We start from the raw sequence: 14,779 nt of genomic DNA on the forward strand, positions 1-14,779 counted from the left end.
GATGCCCACGCTTTTTTGATGACACGCAAAGGACGACACACGATGAGAATCAGCATCTTCGGCACGGGATACGTGGGTCTGGTCACCGGCACCTGCCTGGCGGATGTGGGGCACGATGTCATGTGCATGGACGTCGATGCCGACAAGATCGCGCGGCTCGAGCGCGGCGAGATCCCGATCTACGAGCCGGGGCTGGAAGCGATGGTGTGTCGCAACGTCGAGGAGGGGCGTCTGCGTTTCACCACCGATGCGGCGTTTGCCGTCGATTTCGCGCCGCTGCAGTTCATCGCCGTGGGCACGCCCCCCGACGAGGACGGCAGCGCGGATCTGCAGTATGTCCTCGCCGTGGCGCGCAGCATCGGTCGGCACATGCAGGATGACAAGGTCGTCGTCGACAAGTCGACCGTACCGGTGGGCACGGCGGACAAGGTACGCGACGCCGTGCAGGGGGAGCTCGACGCACGAAGGTCTTCTCTTACCGTCGATGTCTGCTCCAATCCCGAATTCCTCAAGGAAGGCGCCGCCATCGAGGACTTTACCCACGGCGCACGGATCATCGTGGGCACCGATGCAGAACGTGTGCGCGAGACGATGCGCGAGTGCTACGGTCCTTATAACCGTCACCATGAAAAGTTGATGTTCATGGATACCCGTAGCGCCGAGCTGACCAAGTATGCCGCCAATGCCATGTTGGCCACCAAGATCAGCTTCATGAACGAGATCGCCAATCTCGCCGAGCGCCTGGGGGCCGATGTCGAGCAGATCCGACATGGCATCGGCAGTGATCCGCGCATCGGCTATCACTTCATTTACCCAGGCTGCGGTTACGGGGGGTCCTGCTTCCCCAAGGACGTGCAGGCGCTGGCGCGCACCGCCGGTGAGATCGGGTATCGCGCCGAGCTGCTCGAAGCCGTCGAAGGTGTCAATCGACGCCAGAAGGCCACGCTCTTTACCAAGCTCTCCCAGGCCTTCGATGGTGATCTCGCCGGCAAGACGGTCGCGGTGTGGGGCCTGGCCTTCAAGCCCAATACCGACGACATGCGCGAGGCGCCGAGTCGCGCCTTGATGGAGGGGCTTTGGGCCGCAGGAGCACGCGTGCAGGCCTTCGATCCGGAAGCCATGGACGAGTGCCGGCGGATCTACGGCACGCGCGACGATCTCGCGCTGGTCGAGAATCGCGAGCAAGCCGTGGAAGGTGCCGATGCGCTCGTGATCTGCACCGAATGGAAGACATTCCGCAGTATCGATTTCGCCTGGCTCAAGGAGACGCTGCGCATGCCGGTAGTGGTCGATGGGCGTAATCTATTCGATCCGCGGTCGGTCAAGCGCGCGGGGTTGTTGTACTTCGCTGTGGGACGCGGGGATTCCTTGCGTACGCCATGATGAGCCCTGCTCACGATGAAACGGCGCCCGAGCCGAGGGCGCCGTTTTGCGTTGGTGGCTCAGTGCATGAGCCAGGGCGTCACCCAGCCACCACCGATCAGCAGCAGCAGGAACAGGATCAGGGCCAGCAGGAACGGCTTGACGCCCAGCGCCTTGAGCTTTTCCAGACGCGTCTCGAAGCCCAGTGCCGCCATCGCCATGGCCAGCGCGATCTGACCGGCCACCACCAGCGACTGATGCAGCGCTTCCGGCAGAGTAACGACGCTGTTGAAGATCACCATGGCCAGAAAGCCGAAGGCGAACCAGGGAATCACCAGGCCACCACGGCCGACTTCCGAGCCGCCTTCCGCCTGCCGGTGACGGAGCCACCACTGGCCGACCACCAGCAGAAAGGGCACGAGCAGCATCACCCGGACGAGCTTGACGATGACCGCATTGGCCAGCGCCTGGGGACCGACCGCGTCGCCGGCGGCGACCACCTGGGCCACCTCATGCACGGTGGCGCCGATGTAGATGCCGAACAAGCCCTCGTCCATGCCGGTGAGAGGATAGAGCAAGGGGTATACCAGCATCGCCAGCGAGCCGAACAGCACGACGGTGGCCACGGCCATCGAGGTGGCGGCCGGCTTCGAACGGATGGTGGTCTCGGTGGCGAGTACGGCGGCGGCGCCGCAGATGGCACTGCCGGCACTCGTGAGCAGAGCGGTCTCGCGATCGAGCCCCAGCAGGCGTGTGCCGATCCAGTACCCGGCGGTCAGGATGGTGCAGATTACCAGGGCATCGAGCATGATGACCTTGGGACCGAGGCCGAGAATCTGCTGTAACGTCAACGACAGGCCGAACAGCACGATGCCGCCGCGCAGCAGCCAGCGAGTCGCGAACTGTAGCCCGCGGCTTGCCTGGGGCAGGCGCCCGCCGACAGGCAGGTTGCCGACCACGAGACCCAAGAGTAGCGAGAAGACCAGTGGACTGATGCCGCTTTCGCGGATGCCGGGCAGGTGAGCCAGGGTGAAGCCCCCCAGGGTCAGGCCGGCGCACAGTATCAATCCCTGCCACATGAGACATTCTCCGATGATGGGCGGTACCGCCATGGATGTGTCCCTTTAGGCTAATCAGGAATAGACTTATGTGTTATGTGGTAATAACGAAATGACAGTTAAGTAAAACCGATATGTCGACCCATGTGACCTTTCGCCAACTCCAGGTATTCGTTGCCGTGATTCGTGGCGGCGCCGTCAATGCGGCCGCGCGTCACTTGCGTCTTTCCCAGTCGGCGACCAGCCAGGCACTGGCCGATCTGGAACGTCAGCTCGGCGTGGTGCTCTTCGAACGGCTGGGGCGTCGTCTAGAGCTCAACGATGCCGGCCGTCGATTGCTCCCGTACGCCGAGAAAGTGCTCAACGGGCTCGATGAGCTGGTCGATGCGGTGCGTGAGCCCGACGGCGAACTGCGGGGCACGCTGCACGTCGCGGCCAGCGCCACGATCGGCACCTATCTGCTGCCGATGCTGGCCGGACGGTTCAGCGAGCGGCATCCCGCCGTCGATCTGCAACTGCGGCTGCGCAACACCGAGGACGTGATGCGCGACATTCAGCGCTTCGACGCCGACCTGGGATTGATCGAGGGGCAGTGCAGCGAATCACGGCTGGTCAGCGAACTCTGGTGTCAGGACGAGATGGTGGTGGTGGCCGCGCCCCAGCACCCGCTGGTGACACACGATGGCCTCGGGGTTGAGGAACTGCAGGCGGCGCAATGGATCCTGCGTGAACCGGGCTCGGGGACGCGGGCGATCTTCGAAGCGGCCATCCACCCCCACGTCGAGCGCATCCGCGTGCGCATGGAGCTCGATCAGCACGAAGCGATCAAGCAGGCGGTGCGCGCCGGCTTCGGGTTGGGCTGCCTGTCACGGCTGAGCGTGGCGAGCGAACTCGAGCGCGGCGAACTGGTAGCGTTGAAAAGCCCGCTGCAACTGACCCGCTCCTTTTCGCTGGTCTGGCATCCCGAGCGCTACCGCAGCCCGCTGTGGCAGGCGTTCAAGGTCTTCTTGCGCGAGTCCGGCTAGCGTCACTTGCGGTGTCGGCCGTCGTCCACTTCGTTTCCCCTCCCTCCGCGAGTCGCCAGCGATCCGTGACTCCTTGATCCGTTCTCACGCTGACGGGTTTGTCGTGCGATTTCGTCATGTCGCGGCTCGGCAAATGACGTCTTCGTCCTTGACTGTCAACGGCGCCGATGCCTTCGCCGATCTGGTCGCCGGGCAGACCGCCGCGGCCAAGATCGTGCTCACTCCCTGATCCTCCGGCGGTCGTCCGGTAAATCCTGGGTGGCCGCCGGTCCTTTCCGCCACACAACGCTGGCCATCGTTACAGGCGACTGGTGTAGCAATATTCCCGGGTGGTCAGCCTCGAAACGCGTAGCTCGATGGGCGTGTCCTGATAGTCCCGTGCCACGCGACGAATCTCGATCAAAGGCTCGCCGAGTTCCACACCCAGGTGGGCGGCGTCCTGTTCGCCTGCCTTCACCGCCACGAGCCGTTCGTCGGCATGCGCGACAGTGGCGCCGTATTGATGCTGGTAGAGCTGATAGAGCGTGTTGGGCAGTATCTCCGGCTGCGACGCGAGATCGGCGAAGGTGGCGGCATCGAGCACGATATCCTCGAGCAGCGTCGGACTGCCGGCCAGTTCGCGGACCCGACGGATGTGGATCACGTCGGCTCTGTCGCTCAGTTCCAGGGCGTCACGCTCGACGGTAGTCGCCCTGCGTCGCTGCCGGCTCAGAACGCGTGACACGGGCAGGCTGCGCTCGCCGTCGCGGCGTACCACGTTGAAGAAGCGAAACAGGGCGCGATCGGCATCGTGGGTGGCGACGGCCGTGCCCTTGCCCTGACGACGGACCACGACGCTGTCGCTGACCAGTTCGTCGAGTGCCTTGCGCAGGGTGCCGACGCTGACGTTGTAGCTGGCGGCCAGCGCTGCCTCGCTGGGAATGAAGGTACCCGGCGGCCACTCCCCCGAGGCGATCCTTTCCAGAAGCAAGTCCTTGATCTGCTTGTAAAGCGGCTGAAATGTCGGGCCTTTCGGCGCGGTCATTGAGTCGACGTCCTTGTGAATGGGTGGCGATGCGAAAGTGTCATTCTGGGAATTGTACCTGGCGATCGCCATGTCGGCATCTCCTTGACTGTTTTATATACTATGTCATATACATGAGTTGACGGCGAGATCATCAACGCCGTCACGACAACGAGACCAATGAAGGAGAGGAGCATGAGCATCGATTTCGTGGTCCACGATGCCGACGACGCGGTTGGCGTGGTGGTGGTGGAAGGGGTGGAGGCCGGTCAGATGCTGACTGGCTGGGTGATGGATCAGGACAGGACCCTGCAGTTCGAGGTCAAGGATGCGATTCCGATCGGCCACAAGCTGGCGACACGCGATCTCGCCGAAGACGAGGCGGTCATCAAGTACAGCGTCGATATCGGCCGGGTGGTGCAGTCGATTCGCCAGGGCGAGCACGTTCACGTTCACAACGTCAAGACCAAGAGGTGGTAAGCATGGAACTCAAAGGACGCACTTTCCTCGGCTATCGGCGCGACAACGGCCGTGTCGGCATCCGCAATCACGTCATCGTGCTGCCGGTGGACGACATTTCGAATGCCGCGGCGGAAGCGGTGGCCAACAACATCAAGGGCACGCTGGCATTGCCGCACCCCTATGGCCGGTTGCAGTTCGGCGCCGACCTGGATTTGCATTTCCGTACGCTGATCGGTACCGGCTGCAACCCTAACGTCGCCGCGGTGATCGTGATCGGCATCGAGCCCGGCTGGACCGGCAAGGTAGTCGACGGCATTCGCGCCACCGGCAAGCCGGTCGAAGGCTTCTGGATCGAGCAGAACGGCGACCACACCACCATTGCCAACGCCTCGCGCAAGGCCCGCGAGTTCGTGCAGTACGCCAGCGAGTTGCAGCGCGAGCCGTGTGACGTCAGCGAGCTATGGGTCTCCACCAAGTGCGGCGAATCCGACACTACCTCCGGATGCGGCGCCAATCCCACCGTCGGCGAAGCCTTCGACAAGCTCTACGCCCAGGGCTGCACGCTGGTGTTCGGCGAGACCTCCGAGCTGACCGGCGGCGAGCACCTGGTCGCGGCGCGCTGTGCCAACGATGACGTGCGCGAACGGTTCCAGGCGATGTTCGACCGCTACAGCGCGATGATCGACCGCCACAAGACCAGCGATCTCTCCGAATCGCAGCCCACCAAGGGCAACATCGAAGGCGGGCTGACCACCATCGAGGAAAAGGCGCTGGGCAACATTCAGAAGATCGGCAAGAAATGTCGGGTCGATGGCGTTCTCGACAAGGCGGAAATTCCCACCGGACCGGGATTGTGGTTCATGGACTCCTCCTCGGCGGCGGCCGAGATGGTCACGTTGTGCGCGGCCTCGGGGTACGTGGCGCATTTCTTTCCGACAGGCCAGGGCAACGTGATTGGCAATCCGATCCTGCCGGTGATCAAGCTCTGCGCCAATCCGCGCACGGTGCGCACGATGAGCGAGCACATCGACGTCGATGTCTCGGGGGTACTGCGTCGGGAGATCAACCTGCCGCAGGCGGGGGACCAACTGCTCGAGATGCTGCTGCGTACGGCCAACGGGCGCCACACCAACGCCGAGGCGTTGGGACATCGGGAGTTCGTACTGACGCGGCTCTACGAAAGTGCATGAGGCGAAAGAAGAGTGTCGCCGGATATTCGGTTGGTGCTAATACAATCGATGCTGCGTTCCGGCATGCCGGTCACGGCAGCAGCAAGACAGCAAGGCGTATTCGCTGCAGGGCGGATACGCGGCATGTCGGGAGCCTGTAGGCTCCCGGTAACCGACACACAATAACAGCAATATCGGAGTCAACCATGCGCCAGATTCGCTTCAAGACCCTGAAAACGGCCGCTCTCCTCGGCGGTCTGCTAAGTGCGACCACGTTCGCCGGTCTCGCCACGGCGGCCGGTGTCGAGGATTTCCCCGACCGTAACATCCAATACATCATTCCCTTTGGTCCCGGCGGTGAGTCGGATATTAGCGCTCGATTGCAGCAGAAGTATTTCCAGGAAATCACCGGCCAGCAATTGATCATCCAGTACATGGCCGGCGGCGGTGGGGCGGTCGGCTGGTCCCAGCTCAACGAAATGGATGGCGATGGCTACACCATCATGGGCACCAACCTGCCGCACATCATTCTCAAGCCAATGGGCAAGGATCCGGGCTTCAAGACGGAAGATCTCAAGAACTTCTATTACTTCCACTATTCGCCGGATGCGCTGATCGTCAGAAACGACAGCCCTTACAAGACCCTCGATGACTTGATCGCCGCCGCCAAGAAGGCCCCGGGCAGCGTGACCGTGTCAGGCAGCGGAACCCAGTCCGCCAATGACATCGCCAACCGGCGCTTTGAGTCGCTTGCCGACGTCAAGACCACCTACATCCCGTTCAAGGGAACCGGGGCGGCGGTCACGGCCCTGCTGGGCGGCCAGGTACAGGCCGAGTGGGGCTACACCACTACCGCCGCCAACCACGATGACAAGGTGCGTATGCTGGCGGTGGCCGCCGAGCAACGCCACCCGCTGTTTCCCGACGTGCCGACCTTCAAGGAGCTGGGTTACAACATGACCGGTGGGGCCTATCGCGGCATGGCGGTACCCAAGGGAACCCCGGAAGACGTGACTCTCAAACTCTCTGGCATCTTTCAGCAGATCAATCAGAACCCGGAGTTCCGCAAGAAGATGCAGGACCTCGGGTTCGTGCTGATCGACGTGCCGTACATGAAGATGGCCGACTTCATGGCCAAGCGACGTGCCGAATACGAGAAGGTGGCACGTGAAATGGGCATCATCGACTGAGTTGACCGATGTTCATCGGGGCCCTGACGGGCCCCTTTCGGTAGGGAGAAGTGCATGGATACCTTGAGTTTCATGGCCGCAGCCCTGTCTCCGGTCAACCTGATGCTGGCGGTCGTCGGTGTCGCCGCCGGTATTCTCATCGGTGCGTTGCCCGGGCTTTCGGCCACCATGGCCGTGGCGGTCCTGGTGCCGGTGACCTTCGGCATGTCGCCCGAGAGCGCGCTGATCATGCTGGGAGCGATCTATACCGGTGCCATCTATGGTGGATCGTATGCGGCGATTCTGGTCAATACACCCGGGACCCCCTCGGCCATCGCCACCACCTTCGACGGCTACCCCATGGCCAAGCGCGGGGATGGTGATCTGGCGGTCACGCTCTCCACGCTCTCGTCGATGGTCGGCGGCCTCATGGGAGCGCTGGCCTTGCTGACGCTGGCGCCGCTGCTGGCACAGATCGCCTTGAAGTTCGGTCCGGTGGAGTACTTCTGGCTGGCGATCTTCGGCCTGACTTTGATTTCGGCACTTTCTGAGGGCTCGACCCTCAAGGGCTTCATCGGCGCGGGGCTTGGGCTGTTGCTGTCCACGGTCGGCGTGTCGGTGATCGGTGCCGACATACGCTATGCGTTCGGCTCCCAGTTCCTGCTCGGTGGGGTGGAAACCATCTCGGCATTGATCGGGCTTTATTGCGTGCCGGTGCTGATCGATCTGGTGGCCACGCCGAGCGCGCATCTCAAGCCACCCGAGAAAGGCAGAGGCATTCGTCTCGGCGAAGGGCTCTCGCTGATGTGGCGTGGCAAGTTCAATGCCCTGCGCAGTGCCGTCATCGGAACCGCGGTGGCCATCCTGCCCGGTGCGGGCGGGTCGATCGCCAGCCTGGTCTCCTACTCGGAGGCGCGACGCACCTCGACACGCAGCGACAACTTCGGCAAAGGCGAGCCGGACGGCGTGATCGCCACCGAGACCGCCAACAACGCCACCGTTGGCGGCGGCTTCATTCCTACCTTCGTACTGGGCATTCCCGGTACGCCGCCGGACGCGGTGATCCTCGGTGCGCTGCTGGTCCAGGGGTTTCGCACCGGACCGGAAATGTTCACCACCAACGTGAGCGTCACCTACACCTTCATCGGCGGACTGTTCATCGCCACGCTGCTGATGCTGCCGATCGGCCTGCTGATCGGGCGTTACGCCTTCAAGTCGATCGTCACCATTCCCAAGGCACTGCTGGTACCCAGCATCGCCTTCATGACGATCATCGGCACCTATGCGATCCGTAACAATCCCTTCGATGTGGTGGTGATGGTGGTGCTGGGCATCGTCGGCTGGGTGCTGTCGCGCTATGGGGTGAAACCGTCACCTATCGTGCTGGGGCTGATCCTCGGGCCGATCGCCGAGCAGGGGTTCGTTCAAGGATATCTGATCGGCAATGCCTCAGGCTCGGTGTTCGGTGCTTTCTTCGGGCAGCCGCTATCGCTGGCGATCATCGCGATGGTGCTGCTGTCGGTGCTGTTCCCGTTATGGCGTGGCTGGCGCCAGCGTTCATCCAAGGAGACGGCTCATGGCCACTGACAACGATACGCCGCTGCTCGATGCACGACCGTCGGATCGCATTCTGGCATTGGTGATGATCGTCATCGCCAGCGGGGCGCTCACGTTCAGTCGTGACATGTCGATCATGGCCAGTGTCTTTCCACGCACCATCGCCGTACTGTTGCTGGTATTCAGCGTGGCACTGCTGGCCAAGAGCTTCGTGGCGCATCCCCGGCGGGTCCGTCCCGAGCCAGGCAGCGTTGGGCGTCGACTCGGACTGATCGCCGTGATGCTCGTCTGGAGCTTCGCGCTCAAGTGGTTGGGGTTTCTGTTCGCCAGTGTCGCGAGTGCGGCACTGCTGGCTGGTCTCGCTCACTACCATGCCTGGACACGCCGGCGGCTGATCGGCTATTCGCTAGCCCTGGCCTTGATCATCGGCGGCTTCTACATCCTGTTCGCCATCGTCCTCAACGTACCGCTCCCGGCGGGACTCCTGTGGCGCCATTTCTAACCGAACGAGACTTCTGACATGTCTGACGTACTCATCAGTGAATTCATGGACGAGGCGGCCGTCGCCGATCTCGAAAAGGACTGCTCGGTGACCTTCGATGCCACGCTGGTCGATGATCGCGCCCGCTTGCTGTCATCCGGGACCGGGGTGCGTGCCCTGATCGTGCGCAATCGTACCCGCGTCGACCGCGAGCTCCTGGCGCGCTTCCCCGACCTGAGAGCGGTAGGCCGGCTGGGCGTGGGGCTCGACAACATCGACGTGGATGCCTGTCGTGAGTCCGGTATCACCGTCCTGCCGGCGACTGGGGGCAATACCGTGTCGGTGGCGGAGTACGTGCTGACCGGGATCTTCATGCTGCGCCGCGGCGCCTATCTGTCGACGCCGCGGGTGCTGGCGGGCGAATGGCCGCGTCAGGCGCTGATGGGACACGAGACGCAAGGGGCGACCCTGGGGCTCGTTGGGTTCGGCGGCATCGCCCGCGATCTGGCCCGGCGCGCCCAATGCCTGGGCATGCAGGTGATGGCCCATGATCCTTTCGTGCCCGCGGATGACGCCGCCTGGCAGACGGTCGAGCGTGCCGAGCGGTTGGCGACGCTGCTGGAGAAGGCGGATGCGGTCAGTCTGCACGTGCCGTTGAGCGAGGGGACCCGGAATCTGATCGATGCCGAAGCACTGGCGACGATGAAGCCCGGAAGCCTGCTGATCAATACCGCGCGGGGTGGCATCGTCGATGAAAGGGCATTGGCTGCCAGCCTGCGTGACAGGCATCTGGGCGGGGCGATGCTGGATGTCTTCGAGGAAGAGCCGTTGACTGCCGACTCGGTGTTGAGCGGTGTCGAGGGCTTGATCGCCACGCCGCACATCGCCGGCGTAACACACGAGTCCAACGAGCGGATCAGCTGGATCACCGTCGACAACGTGCGCCGTGCGCTGGGGGGGAGGGCATGAGCCGCATGGTATCGCTGATCGAGGCCGAAACGCTGGCGGTCGCGGCACTCGAGGCGGTCGGTGTGCCGCGCTGGGAGGCCGAGGTCACGGCCCGGGCACTGATCGACGCCGAACGTGACGGGCTGGCGTCCCACGGCTTGTCACGGTTGCCGTTCTATCTCGCCCAGGCGCGCAGTGGCAAGGTCGTCGCCGATGCGCAGGCGCGGGTCGAGGTCGCCGGTTCGGTGATTCGGGTCGATGCCCGACACGGCCTGGCGTTTCCGGCCATCGCCCGGGGCGTGGAGCGCGCCATTCCGCTGGCCCGCGAGCTGGGACTGGTCGCCGTGGCGATCGGTGGTTCGCACCATTTCGGGGTCGCCGGCGCGCCGGTCGAACGCCTGGCCCGCGAGGGACTGGTGGCGATGGCCTTCAGCAATGCGCCTTCGGCCATGGCGCCGTGGGGGGGGAAGCGTCCGCTCTACGGCACCAACCCGATCGCGTTCGCGACGCCACGACGGGGGACCGATCCGCTGGTCATCGACCTGTCCTTGTCGAAGGTCGCCCGGGGCAAGGTGATGCTGGCCAAGAAGGCCGGCGAGCCGATTCCCGAAGGCTGGGCGCTCGACATCGAGGGACGGCCTACGACCGACCCGGACGCGGCGATCGCGGGCAGCATGGTTCCAGCCGGTGATGCCAAGGGGGCCTCGCTGGCGTTGATGGTGGAATTGCTGACCGCCGGACTCACCGGTAGCCACTTCGGCTTCCAGGCGAGCTCCTTCTTCGAGCCCGACGGCGAGGCGCCGAGTGTCGGCCACCTGATGCTGGCCTTCGATCCGGCCCACTTCTCCGATGGTTACCTCGAGCACATCGAGGCACTGTTCCAGGCCATGCTCGAGCAGGAAGGCGTGCGGCTGCCCGGCACCCGGCGCCATGTCTTGCGCCGCGAACGCGGCGAGTCGCTAGAGTTGCCTGAGGCCGTGGTCGACGAGCTGCGTGCCTATGCCGCGTCCCGCGTGTAACGGGCCTCCGGGTCGCATGGTCTCAGGCTGAACGGGCCAGCGCCTCGAACTGGGGTAGCACGGTCTCCTTGAGGAAGGGGCGGTAATGCGCTTCGGTGACAGTGACGGGCGCGGCATCCATGCGGGCGATGGCATCGGCCAGGGCCGCTTCGTCCTCGCGGGGCACGAGGAAGTCGGCAAGTTCGCCGGCGAGTATCTCGCGGGGGCCGGAGGGGCAGTCGACGCTGACCACGGGGGTTCCCAGCAGCAGCGATTCGATGAGCGCGCGGGGCAACCCTTCGGCGTCCGAGGTCAGGATCAAGGCCTTGGCACGGCGAATGAACGGATAGGGGTTGGTCTGGTAGCCGGGCAGAAGGACGCGCTCGGCGAGGCCCATGTCCTCGATCATCGTGCGCAGCCTGGCTTCTTCGTCGCCCTTGCCCTTGCCCAGCAGGACCAGCGGAGTCGTCACGCCGCTGGCCTTGTAGGCGCGCAGCAGGCGGTCATGACGCTTGCGGGGCTCGTAGGTCCCGACATTGATCAGGTACTCGCCCTCCGGTACCGGCGCCGGCGCCTCGGCCAGGCGCAGGAAGGGGGCTCGCTCGTAGGGGTTGTAGATGGCGCGAATCTCGGCGGGCCGGAGGCCGATGACGTCGAGCAGATTGTCCTTGACGCCCTGGGAGACGGCGACGACATTGCGCCCGGTATAGAAGCGGTGCACCTTGGCGAAGGCCTTGGCGCGCTGGTCGGGATCGCTGAATTTCGCCGAGATGTCGCTCTTGATCCAGAACCACAGGTTGGGATGGCGCAGGTGGCGCGTGATCTTGTCGCACGAGCAGGAGAGCACCACGTCGGCGGCGAAGGCGTCGAGGGTCCTGGCGATGCGCGCGGCCTGCCATTTCTCCACCAGCGGCGTCGAGAACATCTTGCTGAACCGGTTGATGAGCGCGAGATTCTCCACCGTGACGCCATCCGGAATCGGTTGCTCGATTCTGTCGCGCAGGATGAACACCTTGACCGTGTGACCGCGTTGATGGAGGCCGGCGGCCGTGTACAGCAGCGATTTTTCCGCGCCGCCGCCGTAGAGATCGGCGATGACGAAGGCGAAGCGTTTGGGCGTCATGGCATCATCCTTGAATCGAGGGAAGAAGGCTCACGCAGGCTGACCGAGTCGCTCGTGAAGGTAGCCGTGAGCGAAACGGCGGTAGCGATCGCCTTTCAGTTTGCTGGGACTCAGCATGGCATCGATGGCCTGGCGTCGCCGTTCGCAGTGGCGAGGCAGGCGCTTGACATGGGTGTCGATCCACACGATGTCGCCTTTGGCATCGACCCAGACATTGCCATAGTGAAAATCGCGATGACAGTAGCCGTGGTGTATCAAGACGGCCGCGTCATCGCATAACCGGCGTATGAACGCCAGGCGAGCCGCTTCATCGAGGCGCAGGAAATAGGTCTCGCCGGATTCGCCGCTGGTCAGGTATTCCATGGCGAGCAGCGAGCCCAGGGGGTTGAGCGGATTGAGTGCCAGCCCCACGCCCCGGCAGGCCACGGTCTTGAGTCCCGCTCTGCTGATGAGACGATTCGAGCGCCATTCCTTGAGCGCATCGAAGCCGCCCAGCAGCCGTTTTTCGAGGATATCGCGCAGCCACCAGTTGAGCGGCTGACGATGTGCCGTGAATTTGTCGGCGATCAGCTTGAACAGGGTATTCGAGCGCGGCTCGAGGAAGAACCGACTACTGCCGACGGCCTCCATGTATCGAGTGGTCTCGGGCTGCTGCAGCGCGATGTGGCTGGGAAACGGAAAGCGTGTGCGCAGGTAATACCAGCGCGGCACACCGTTCAGCGAGACTCGATACAGGGGCATGCTGAGATAACGGCCTTACGTAATAGGTAGGGCGCTAATGCTCTATAAGCGCTAGACGCTTGTCAAGGTAATGACACAATGGGACTGGCGATCCACGTGAGCACTGCGTAACGTGATAGCCGTGCGACAGATCATTTTGCACGAGGAGCCCTCGCATGTTGACGCCCGTGATTCTCGCCGGAGGTAACGGCACACGCCTGTGGCCGCTGTCGCGACGGGATACGCCCAAGCAGTTTCTTCCCTTGCTGGAACGACGCAGCATGCTGCAGGCGACGTTGGCGCGTCTCGATGGCCTGACGACCGCGATGCCCATCGTGGTGTGCGCCGATGCCCAGCGGTTTTTGGTGGCCGAGCAACTGCGCGAGATGGGGCGCGAGGCGGAGATCGTGCTGGAGCCCGAGGGGCGCGACACGGCGCCTGCCATTGCCCTGGCGGCCCTGTGCCAGCAGGCACGCTGCGTAGACGACAGCGGTGACGGTGGGGCGTTATTGGTACTGCCCGCCGATCACTACATCGCGGATGTAGCGGCGTTTCACGAGGCGCTCGAGCGGGCACAATCGGCGGCGATGCAAGGCGCATTCGTCACCTTCGGTATCGTGCCGCGCCATCCCGAGACCGGCTACGGCTACCTGCAAGTGGACGACATCAGCGCAGGCCTGCAGCCGCTCAGACGTTTCGTGGAAAAGCCCGATGCCATGCGGGCCAGGGCATTCCTCGAGGCGGGGCGTTATCTGTGGAACAGTGGGATGTTCCTGATGCAAGGCGAGCGTTATCTGCAAGTGCTGGCGGGCCTGCGGCCCGAGATGCATGATGCAGTGACCGCGGCCTGGGCGGCGCGACGCACGGATCTCGATTTCCTGCGCCCCGATGCGCCGACGTTCGCCGCCTGCGAACGCGAGTCGGTGGACTACGCGGTCATGGAGCATATCGATAAGGCGGTGGCGGTCACGCTCGATGCCGGCTGGTCGGACGTGGGGTCGTTCCAGGCATTGTGGGACATCGCCGAGAAAGATGCCGACGGCAATGTGCTACGCGGCGATACGGTGGTCGAGGCGACGCGCGATACCTGGGTACAGAGTCAATCGCGCCTGGTGGCGACGCTGGGCATCGAGGGGTTGGTCGTCGTGGAGACCGCCGACAGTGTGTTGGTGGCCGATCGGCGCCGCGCTCAGGATATCAAGACCCTGGTGGCGCGGCTCGACGCCCAGGGGCGTCGCGAAAGCGCGGCACATCGCTGCGTCTATCGCCCGTGGGGCAGTTACGAAAGCCTGGAAAACGGGCCGCGCTTTCAAGTCAAGCATATCCGCGTGCGTCCCGGCGCGCGCCTGTCGCTGCAACGCCACCATCATCGTGCCGAGCATTGGGTGGTGGTGTCCGGCACCGCGCGGGTGACCCGGGGCGAAGAGCACTTTCTGCTCAGCGAGAACCAATCCGTGTATATCCCGCTGGGGGTCGAGCATCGCCTCGAAAATCCGGGGCGCATCGACCTGGAGATGATCGAAATTCAAAGTGGCGCCTATCTCGGCGAGGACGATATCATCCGCCTCGATGACGATTATCGACGCGATACGAACGACGAGTAACAAGGGGGCGGTGTCATCGTTGCGTCTGTTCTCCTGACATCGCGGTGTCATCGAACATTGGCAGTCTGACGGCTAATCTTGCTGGCAATCGGAGTCTGTC

General features: G+C 63.7%; 14 protein-coding genes. 10 read left to right on the forward strand and 4 right to left on the reverse strand.

Annotated elements, in window-relative coordinates; all coding sequences use genetic code 11:
* The first annotated feature begins 42 nt into the window (after positions 1-42).
* Complete coding sequence (locus C8E00_RS03035; RefSeq protein ID WP_133694311.1) at positions 43-1,383, forward strand: UDP-glucose dehydrogenase family protein; 1,341 nt, start codon at positions 43-45, stop codon at positions 1,381-1,383.
* Positions 1,384-1,442: 59 nt separating this feature from the next.
* On the opposite strand, the gene C8E00_RS03040 is transcribed toward C8E00_RS03035, so the two are convergent.
* Positions 1,443-2,474 (reverse strand): YeiH family protein, encoded by a 1,032-nt coding sequence (locus tag C8E00_RS03040; RefSeq protein ID WP_243833092.1) that lies wholly within the window; start codon positions 2,472-2,474, stop codon positions 1,443-1,445.
* Between the two features lie 80 nt (positions 2,475-2,554).
* Between C8E00_RS03040 and C8E00_RS03045 the strand changes: the two genes are divergently transcribed.
* The gene (locus tag C8E00_RS03045) at positions 2,555-3,445 is read left to right on the forward strand and encodes a LysR substrate-binding domain-containing protein (RefSeq protein ID WP_133694313.1); all 891 of its coding nucleotides are present in this window, start codon (positions 2,555-2,557) and stop codon (positions 3,443-3,445) included.
* A 298-nt stretch (positions 3,446-3,743) separates the two neighbouring features.
* On the opposite strand, the gene C8E00_RS03050 is transcribed toward C8E00_RS03045, so the two are convergent.
* Positions 3,744-4,469, reverse strand: coding sequence for a GntR family transcriptional regulator (locus tag C8E00_RS03050; RefSeq protein ID WP_166638227.1), 726 nt, complete (start codon positions 4,467-4,469; stop codon positions 3,744-3,746).
* Positions 4,470-4,643: 174 nt separating this feature from the next.
* Between C8E00_RS03050 and suyA the strand changes: the two genes are divergently transcribed.
* From suyA to C8E00_RS03085, 7 genes are all read left to right on the forward strand, one after another.
* Positions 4,644-4,928 (forward strand): (2R)-sulfolactate sulfo-lyase subunit alpha, encoded by a 285-nt coding sequence (suyA, locus tag C8E00_RS03055; protein ID WP_133694318.1) that lies wholly within the window; start codon positions 4,644-4,646, stop codon positions 4,926-4,928.
* Between the two features lie 2 nt (positions 4,929-4,930).
* Positions 4,931-6,100, forward strand: a complete 1,170-nt coding sequence (gene suyB, locus C8E00_RS03060) for a (2R)-sulfolactate sulfo-lyase subunit beta (RefSeq protein ID WP_133694320.1) — start codon at positions 4,931-4,933, stop codon at positions 6,098-6,100.
* A 185-nt stretch (positions 6,101-6,285) separates the two neighbouring features.
* Entirely contained in the window at positions 6,286-7,269 is a 984-nt protein-coding gene (locus C8E00_RS03065) for a tripartite tricarboxylate transporter substrate binding protein (protein WP_133694323.1), read from the forward strand.
* A 54-nt stretch (positions 7,270-7,323) separates the two neighbouring features.
* Positions 7,324-8,835: a tripartite tricarboxylate transporter permease gene (locus C8E00_RS03070; RefSeq protein ID WP_133694325.1), complete on the forward strand. Its 1,512-nt coding sequence runs from the start codon at positions 7,324-7,326 to the stop codon at positions 8,833-8,835.
* Positions 8,825-9,307 carry a tripartite tricarboxylate transporter TctB family protein gene (locus C8E00_RS03075; RefSeq protein ID WP_133694328.1) on the forward strand — a complete coding sequence of 161 codons (483 nt, stop codon included), beginning with the start codon at positions 8,825-8,827 and terminating at the stop codon, positions 9,305-9,307. Before C8E00_RS03070 ends, C8E00_RS03075 begins: the two co-directional genes overlap by 11 nt.
* Before the next feature lie 18 nt (positions 9,308-9,325).
* Complete coding sequence (locus C8E00_RS03080) at positions 9,326-10,255, forward strand: hydroxyacid dehydrogenase (RefSeq protein ID WP_133694330.1); 930 nt, start codon at positions 9,326-9,328, stop codon at positions 10,253-10,255.
* Positions 10,252-11,253, forward strand: coding sequence for an Ldh family oxidoreductase (locus C8E00_RS03085; RefSeq protein WP_133694333.1), 1,002 nt, complete (start codon positions 10,252-10,254; stop codon positions 11,251-11,253). Before C8E00_RS03080 ends, C8E00_RS03085 begins: the two co-directional genes overlap by 4 nt.
* A gap of 22 nt (positions 11,254-11,275) precedes the next feature.
* Here C8E00_RS03085 and C8E00_RS03090 read toward each other — a convergent pair whose 3' ends face one another.
* Complete coding sequence (locus C8E00_RS03090; RefSeq protein ID WP_133694336.1) at positions 11,276-12,355, reverse strand: glycosyltransferase; 1,080 nt, start codon at positions 12,353-12,355, stop codon at positions 11,276-11,278.
* Between the two features lie 30 nt (positions 12,356-12,385).
* Positions 12,386-13,096 (reverse strand): protein kinase family protein, encoded by a 711-nt coding sequence (locus C8E00_RS03095; RefSeq protein WP_133694338.1) that lies wholly within the window; start codon positions 13,094-13,096, stop codon positions 12,386-12,388.
* A 155-nt stretch (positions 13,097-13,251) separates the two neighbouring features.
* Between C8E00_RS03095 and C8E00_RS03100 the strand changes: the two genes are divergently transcribed.
* On the forward strand, positions 13,252-14,679 hold the full coding sequence (locus C8E00_RS03100; RefSeq protein ID WP_133694341.1) for a mannose-1-phosphate guanylyltransferase/mannose-6-phosphate isomerase: 1,428 nt from the start codon (positions 13,252-13,254) through the stop codon (positions 14,677-14,679).
* Positions 14,680-14,779: the final 100 nt, after the last annotated feature.

Source organism: Chromohalobacter marismortui (assembly GCF_004364315.1).
Classification (GTDB): Bacteria; Pseudomonadota; Gammaproteobacteria; order Pseudomonadales; family Halomonadaceae; genus Chromohalobacter; species Chromohalobacter marismortui.